The 5,012-nt window shown below is 42.2% G+C and carries 6 protein-coding genes; all 6 read left to right on the forward strand.

Features of this window, described 5'->3' with window-relative positions:
• Positions 1 to 237 precede the first annotated feature (237 nt).
• On the forward strand, positions 238 to 333 hold the full coding sequence (locus tag O9332_RS28445) for a TPR end-of-group domain-containing protein (protein ID WP_394296123.1): 96 nt from the start codon (positions 238 to 240) through the stop codon (positions 331 to 333).
• 442 nt (positions 334 to 775) lie between these two features.
• Entirely contained in the window at positions 776 to 2,404 is a 1,629-nt protein-coding gene (gene hcp, locus O9332_RS16535; protein ID WP_288026485.1) for a hydroxylamine reductase, read from the forward strand.
• 85 nt (positions 2,405 to 2,489) lie between these two features.
• Positions 2,490 to 3,206 carry a bidirectional hydrogenase complex protein HoxU gene (hoxU, locus tag O9332_RS16540; protein WP_002760545.1) on the forward strand — a complete coding sequence of 239 codons (717 nt, stop codon included), beginning with the start codon at positions 2,490 to 2,492 and terminating at the stop codon, positions 3,204 to 3,206.
• An 8-nt stretch (positions 3,207 to 3,214) separates the two neighbouring features.
• A complete protein-coding gene (locus O9332_RS16545) occupies positions 3,215 to 3,610 on the forward strand; it encodes a hypothetical protein (protein ID WP_002760544.1) in 396 nt (131 codons plus the stop codon).
• Positions 3,611 to 3,612: 2 nt separating this feature from the next.
• On the forward strand, positions 3,613 to 4,074 hold the full coding sequence (locus O9332_RS16550; RefSeq protein ID WP_002760543.1) for a hypothetical protein: 462 nt from the start codon (positions 3,613 to 3,615) through the stop codon (positions 4,072 to 4,074).
• Between the two features lie 76 nt (positions 4,075 to 4,150).
• Positions 4,151 to 4,699, forward strand: a complete 549-nt coding sequence (locus tag O9332_RS16555; RefSeq protein ID WP_002740992.1) for an NADH-quinone oxidoreductase subunit B family protein — start codon at positions 4,151 to 4,153, stop codon at positions 4,697 to 4,699.
• Positions 4,700 to 5,012 lie beyond the last annotated feature (313 nt).

A 5,012-nucleotide genomic window follows, 5' to 3' on the forward strand; every position in this document is an offset into this window, starting at 1 on the left:
GTGGTCAATTACCTAATTTTCAGGGAAAAAATCCCTAAATTTTCCCCCCAATCACTCCAATGGTAGGCACTTTTTCAGGGAAAAAAAGTCTAAAAGCCTTATCCAACAAGGTTTTTAGATTTATTCAGCAAACCCTAAATAAAAGATCTGCGATTCCAAGACATACGGAAATTAGGGATATTCTCGCTAATAAAATATGCAAAGATATCGGAATACCACTAATAAAATAAATCGTTCATCAGTCTTGATGTCAAATATCAGGATCTGGCAAAAACAGATAAAGATTTCGAGCAGATTCGGGGAGATGAGCGGTTTCAATCATTGCTAAGTTAAGTAAATAACAAAAGAGATGACTATCTATGTCGAAAGCAATCCCATCATCACAGTTAGGCGATAATAACTCTTAATTTCCAACTTTCTATCCTAATCAGGAGACCGATTGCTATGACACTGGCAAACACCCACCTAAAAATCGAAAATATCGCTCATTATATCATAAAAATCACAAAAAATACTTAATTTAATAAGACAACTAAATAATTGTTTAATCGGTAATTCTTGAGGAAATCTAAAATCAGAACCCAACTGGCAAAAAAAGTGAGAGAATAAAAACATAGTTCAGAGAGTAGAGGCTGTCAAGACAAGCTTTCCAGTCGTAAAATCCATAATTCTTGCCGGGTGAGGGCCGATAACTAACTTTCAAAAAAGCAGAATTAAATTTAGTAGAAAAAAATCGCAACAATCTGTCAATCCACTGAAAAAAGAGAGAAAACTTATGTTTTGTGAACAATGCGAACAAACCGCTAGTGGTAATGGTTGTCATCAGTGGGGAGCCTGTGGAAAAAGTCCCGAAGTCAACGCCGTTCAAGACTTATTAGTTTATTGTTTGCGGGGATTAGCATCGGTGGTTTTAAAAGCCAAAGAAGCGGCGATATCTACTCGCGAAGCCGATATTTTTACCTGCGAGTCGCTTTTCGCCACCATGACCAATGTGAACTTCGATCAAAGACGTTTTACCGATTATATTCAGCGTTGTTTAGAGATTCGGGAAAATTTAAAAGCACAATTGGGATCGCTGGACTGGTCTGCACTTGCTAACTATCAGCCTAATTTTAATGAGAGCCTAGTCAGCCAAGGTCAAGAAGTATCCTTAGAACTAATTGAAAAAGTACAAGACCTCGATATTTTTTCCCTAAAGTTAACCGCTATCTACGGAGTTAAAGGTCTTGCTTCCTATACTTTCCACGCTCAGGAATTAGGTCAAGAGGATGACTCAGTTTATCAGGTTATCCAAGAGACTTTAGCGGCAATTGATCGCAGTGATTTAAACCTGAATGATTGGGTGGCAATCTGTCTAAAAGTTGGGGCAGCAAACCTGCGGGCCATGGAATTATTAGATCAAGGTCATACCGAAACCTACGGTCATCCCATACCGACAAATGTTCCCTTAAATCCGCGTCTAGGTAAAGCCATTTTAGTCTCCGGCCATGATATTAAACAATTAGCGGCTTTACTGGCACAAACTGCCAATACTGGGATAACAGTCTATACCCACGGAGAATTATTACCCGCCCACGGTTATCCAAAACTCAAAGAAAAATATCCCCATCTCTACGGTCATTATGGCACCGCCTGGCAAAATCAAACTAAAGAATTTGCTAAGTTTCCGGGGGCAATAGTTTTAACTACTAATTGTCTCATGCCTCCCCACGAAAACTATGAAAGTAAACTCTTTACCCTCGGACCTGTGGGTTATGCCCATATTAACCGCTTAGAAACAGTGGACGGTGCGATCGATTTTAGTCCCGTGATTGCTAAAGCGCAGTCATTGCCCGGATTTACTGAAATAAGCGAACCTCGGCAGGTAATGGTAGGATTTGCCCACAATACCGTTCTCAGTGTCGCTGATACGGTGGTTAATGCCCTTAAACAGGGTAAAATCCGTCACTTCTTCCTAGTTGGGGGCTGCGATGGGGCAAAACCCGATCGCAATTACTACACCGAATTCGTGGAACAAGTTCCCGAAGATTGCATCGTTTTAACCCTTGCCTGTGGAAAATTCCGCTTTTTCGACAAACAATTAGGTAGCATCGAAGGATTACCCCGGCTAATGGACTTGGGACAATGTAACGATGCCTATAGTGCCATCAAAATCGCCCTAGGATTAGCCAACGCTTTTAACGTTAGCGTCAACGAGATACCCCTCTCCCTAATTATCTCTTGGTACGAACAAAAAGCGATCGCTGTACTGCTCACCCTGCTACATCTAGGTATGCAAAATATCCGTCTGGGACCAACTTTACCGGCATTTATCTCCCCCAACGTCCTCAAAGTCCTCTCCGATACCTATCACCTGCAGCCGATTACCACCCCCGCAAAAGACTTAGCCGATTGTCTAGGTTAAAACTTTCTGTAAAAATCCCACCCTTGGCCACAAACCGTGGCCTATGGGAAGGAGAGGGATATTATCCTCAAGGAGAATAATTTTTATGTCCGTAATCACTTTAAGCATTGATGGTAAAGATGTAGCGATCGAAGCGGGTTCGCGAGTTCTGGCGGCAGCTAGTCAGGTAGGAATAAAAATTCCCGCCCTCTGTCATCTCGATGGGGTTTCCGAAGTGGCCGCCTGTCGCTTATGTTTGGTAGAAATTGAAGGTATTAATAAATTATTACCCGCCTGTGTAACGGAGGTGGCGGAAGGAATGGTGGTTCATACCGATACCCCAAAACTAAAAGAATATCGCCGCATGACAGTGGAATTATTATTCGCTGAAGGCAATCACGTTTGTGCGGTTTGTGTGGCTAATGGTAACTGTGAATTGCAAGATTTAGCCATCGAAGTGGGTATGGATCATAGTCGTTTTCCCTACCGTTTTCCCAAGCGAGAAGTGGATATTTCCCATCCTCTTTTCGGTATTGATCATAATCGTTGTGTTCTCTGTACCCGTTGTGTGCGAGTCTGTGATGAAATTGAAGGGGCGCACGTTTGGGATCTGGCTTATCGCGGCGAAAAAGATAAAATTATTGCGGGAATGGATCAGCCTTGGGGCAGCGTTTCCGCCTGTACTTCCTGCGGCAAATGTGTTGCCGCTTGTCCAACCGGGGCGATATTCCGCAAGGGTTCCGCCGTTTCTGAAAAAGAGGAAGATCGCTCGAAGTTGGAATTTTTAGTTAATGCTAGGACTCAACACCAATGGACGCGTTAAAGTAATCAATGGAGGGTGATAGTGATCGATGGGCGCATTTAGATATCTACGAGCAGAAACTAACCGCCAAGGTAAGGGAGGAATATGATCAGATTATGGATAATAATCAAGATATCCTAGAGATTGCTGCCCAATACGAAATATCGGAGATCGATATCCGACGCGCCAAGGATTATGCTTTTGGATCGGGAGTGTCTCGATATCAATTTTTTCCCGAAGGTTTAATGGTAGCAGCTTGGCGAAGACTCGCTGGCGCTCAAGGGAATAATCTTGATCGGATGTTTCTCAATCATGAAATCTACGAATCTGACTTAGTGATTAATCGAGGCTTTTCGCAGCAACAAGCGCATTTACTGGCACAAAAACAATATCCTTGGTCTGATTCAATTCAGCAAACAAGATAATTATGACCACATCACCCGAATCGCAATTTCTACAAGCCCTAGAAATGTGTCAGTCTCTCTCCAATTTGACGGCGCAATTTTCTAGTATTCCTTGTCGGATAATTGAAATTTTGTCTGATATTAGTCAAGAGCCTAGGGTTTTGTATTCGCTCTTAATTAAATATTCTAGAGAAGTGGATTCCGCTTTAGTTGCCCTAGATATTTATGCCAAAAGTGCTGATAATTGGCGAGTAAAAGATCGAGATAAAACCTGTTCTCTTGGTTTTGGAGTAAAAGACCATTGCACGATTTTAAGCTGTTTGCTCAATTTCAGTAAACGTCCTTTTTCTTTTATTTCCTATACGGGAAATTTTGCATCGGAGGCGATTATTTTTGAGCTACTTAAAGACTGGAAAAATCTAGATTTAGCTCCTTTCTTTGAGGAAAAAATGCAAGAGTTTATCCGGGAGGCAAAAATAGCTTAAAAGAGTATTTCTTTTCATTTGATCCTTTTGACCAAATTGCAACTCAGCCAACAATACCAACCAAGAAATTAAAATTATGAGTAAAATTCGCTTCGCTACTGTCTGGTTAGCCGGTTGTTCGGGATGCCATATGTCCTTCCTCGATTTGGATGAATGGCTGTTAGAATTAGCCGAAAAAGTTGACGTGGTGTATAGTCCCGTCGGCTGCGATCTGAAAACCTATCCCGAAAATGTCGATGTCTGTTTAGTGGAAGGAGCGATCGCTAATCAGGATAATTTAGAACTAATTCATCTAGTCCGCCAAAATACCAAAACCGTCGTTTCTTTTGGTGATTGCGCCGTGACTGCTAACGTTCCCGCTATGCGGAATATGTTAGGAACTGCCGATCCCGTGCTAAAAAGGGCTTATTTAGAGTTAGGAGATAACACCCCTCAACTACCAGAAGAACCCGGTATCGTTCCCGAATTATTAGATCAAGTGCTGCCCGTCCATCAAGTCATTCCCATCGATATTTTTATGCCGGGTTGTCCCCCCGATGCGGACAGAATTCGCGAGACACTGATCCCGATTTTAAAAGGGGAATTACCCGTGATGGCAGGACGAGAAATGATTAAATTTGGTTAATTGAATCAGTTATCAGTCGTCAGTTATCAGTTATCAGTTATCAGTTATCAGTTATCAGTTATAAGATTTGAGTTTTAAGTTTTGAGTGAGCAGTATGTATTAAGTGAGCCTCATCAAATGGCAGTTTGCTACTGTCTTTTCACTGATTACTGTTTACTGATTATACTAAATCCGCTGAGTATAGGCTACATATCAGGAGAGGCACTCCTGCAAGTGGAGTGACTCTTAAATTATTACAGATGTGTCAGCGGCTGCGTGTAAGCATCCCACCGAAAAACTAATGCGCGGGGGGTTCGGGGGCGGCGCCACGCCC

Origin of the sequence: Microcystis sp. LE19-10.1B (assembly GCF_027530565.1) — a bacterium.
In the GTDB taxonomy this organism is placed as follows: domain Bacteria; phylum Cyanobacteriota; class Cyanobacteriia; order Cyanobacteriales; family Microcystaceae; genus Microcystis; species Microcystis aeruginosa.